Here is a 2,728-nt window from a genome sequence, read left to right on the forward strand (position 1 = left end):
ATAGAGGACAATATCGAAACGCCCGGACGGTTTCTCATGCACGGCAACGCCGACCGGTTTTTTTCGTCGTTTCAATTCGGCGGCTCTCGAAAAATGGTGTATTACCGTACGTTAACCCAACTTGCCTTTTTTACCCACTAAAAATGCCGGTTCAAGCCAAAAATCGGTGAAATAGATAAACGTATATAACAGATACACAGTCGTGTAACAATTATTAACTTTTAAAAGGTCGTTTGTAGTCCCAGAAACGTAATTTTCGATTTGTTTTATCGATTTTAATGTTGTATGTTTGCAGCGAGAAAAAAATATTGTATGTTTATAAAGAAAATTGTTAAAAACAACAAAAAAACCGACGTAGATTACTTTACCTACCGCCTATGCGAATCGTATCGCATCGACGACAAAGTACGCCACCGCAACATACTGAATGTAGGCAAGTTGGAAACTATCAGGAGGGAGGATTTCAAACTTTTGTGCGACAGGATAGAGCAAAAAGTAAAAGGAATAAATCCGCTGTTTCCAAACATATCGGGAAACATAGAAAAAGAAGCCGAGCATATCTATCGCAGGATTTTGCACGAAAAACTGCTGGACTGCACACCCACTACCGCCTCGCCGGCGCCTGAATCCGATGCGGAAAATTGCGATTTTCGGAAAGTGGACGTCAATTCAATATCCAATGAAGACAGCCGCTCATTCGGCGGGGAATGGCTCTCCAAGCAAATGCTCGACGCCTGCGGGCTGCCGCAAGTTTTGTCTCAAAACGTAGAAATGGAAGACGCGGAAAAGTTGATAGCCGTTGAAATTATATCGCGTATGATTCATCCGTCTTCGGAACTTGAAACAAGCCGTTGGCTGGCGAGCGACAGTTCCCTTTGCGAGATGCTTTCGCTTCGCAAAACGCCCGACCATCGCAAACTCTATGAAGCCGCGCGCTGCTTGTACAAACATAAAGAAATTGTCGAAGAGCATCTCTATAAACACTTTGCCGCCAAATACCCCGATAAGATGCGAATTTGCTTGTACGACCTGAGCAATTTTTATTTTGAAGGCCGCAAGGAAGATTCTGCGCTTGCCCGGTATGGCCGCAGCAAAGAAAAACGGAGCGACGCCAAATTAGTGTCATTGGCGCTTTTGACGGATGGGCGGGGATTCATCCGCCGCTCGAAAATATATCCGGGCAATATATCCGAGCCGGCCACCCTGAAAGACGCGATTTCGGGACTGACGCCGGACAGCGAAACAGACGCCGGATTATTTCATTCAAAACCGGTAGCGGTAATGGACGCAGGCATTGCAACGGAAGAAAACCTGACCTTTTTGCGAGAAAGCGGATTTGATTACATCTGCGTGTCCCGAAGCAATTTGCAGGATTATTCGCTGCCTGAAAACGGCTTAAAAACCGTCTTCGACAACCGCAATCATCCGATAGAATTGAGCATTGCAACCTCGGACGCTAAAGACGACGGCGACCTGTATTTGTATGTGAAAAGCGACATGAAGCAAATAAAAGAGCAGTCGATGTGCTCCAAGCTGACCGGACGTTTTGTCGCGGAACTTGAAAAAATCAAATCGTCGCTGTCCAAAAAAAGAGGGGTAAAAGAGGAAGCAGCCGTCAATCGGCGGATAGGAAGGCTGCTGCAGAAATATCCATCCATCGGCAAATTGTACAAAATAGAGACGAGAGTAGACGAAAATAAAATTGTCGTCGGTATCGATTATGAGCAGTCGAAGCCGGCGGACGCAGCGGGCGTGTATTTTATAAGGTGTTCGCAAAAACGGCTGACGGAAGAATTGATATGGGAGATTTACAATATTTTACGCGAAATAGAAAGCACGTTCCGCTGCCTGAAAACCGACTTGGATATTCGACCGATTCACCATCAAAAAGACGAAAATTCCGAAGCGCATATTTTTCTTGGAATTGTCGCCTATCAACTGGTACATGCCATTCGTCAAGGCCTCAAACAGGAAGGCGACAATCGTTCATGGAGTACGATTCGAAATATCATGTCTTCTCAAACTGCAGTTACAACGCGAATGAAACTTGAAAATAAAGACAGTCTGGTTTTGCGCAACGTTACCCGTCCAAATCAGGAACAGGCAAAAATGTACAGCTCTTTAAATTTTAAACAGTCAAACCCGAAAATGAGAAAAAAAGCCGTAGTCCCCCATAATTGATTCAGATATGCCGTATCTATCTTATTATGTGATAAATACATGCTGCAAAAAAGCAAGTTGGGTTAAGTATAGCAACACCTTTCGTCGCATCGGCTGCATGTTTTGCCCTATGGCCTCCCGAAAATCGAAACAGCGCGACAGGCTGCGTTATCCGGGCGTTGAACGTGCTATCAAGAAAAGCATTCAATACATGGTGGACGCTTTCGGATACGGCAACCGCTTCAACGCCACCGCCGATGAACTGTTTGAATGGTGGATAAGCAACCAATCCTACGACAAGTTTTTCGGGAATTTGCGCTTGCAGACTAAATTGGACTTTTCCAAAAATGAAATCAAATACCATAATTGCAAACAATAAAACTAAAATGTTATGAATAAGCAAATTGTAAAATTTTTAGAATTTAAGGGTAAAAACATCGTTTACCTGTCCCTAAACGGCTCTTATTGGATAGCCGTAAAGCCGGTTGTCGAGCGCATCAAAGCCCTTTCTACGGGCGACAAAATCGTTATCAACCAAAAAGGCAAAGACCATGTGGAAGTCGATTTT

Annotated in this window: 2 protein-coding genes; both read left to right on the forward strand. The window is 44.2% G+C overall.

Going from position 1 to position 2,728, the window contains the following annotated elements:
• The first annotated feature begins 312 nt into the window (after positions 1–312).
• Positions 313–2,181, forward strand: a complete 1,869-nt coding sequence (locus LBH98_09505) for an IS1634 family transposase (protein MDR0304981.1) — start codon at positions 313–315, stop codon at positions 2,179–2,181.
• Between the two features lie 97 nt (positions 2,182–2,278).
• Complete coding sequence (locus tag LBH98_09510) at positions 2,279–2,539, forward strand: hypothetical protein (GenBank protein ID MDR0304982.1); 261 nt, start codon at positions 2,279–2,281, stop codon at positions 2,537–2,539.
• Positions 2,540–2,728: the final 189 nt, after the last annotated feature.

The organism is Chitinispirillales bacterium (genome assembly GCA_031254455.1).
Taxonomy (GTDB): Bacteria; Fibrobacterota; Chitinivibrionia; order Chitinivibrionales; family Chitinivibrionaceae; genus WRFX01.

What these genes read in the sequence shown, in the direction of transcription:
- LBH98_09505 (MDR0304981.1), top strand. Translation starts at nt 313, where the DNA reads ATGTTTATAAAGAAAATTGTTAAAAACAACAAAAAAACCGACGTAGAT.
- LBH98_09510 (MDR0304982.1), top strand. Translation starts at nt 2,279, where the DNA reads ATGTTTTGCCCTATGGCCTCCCGAAAATCGAAACAGCGCGACAGGCTG.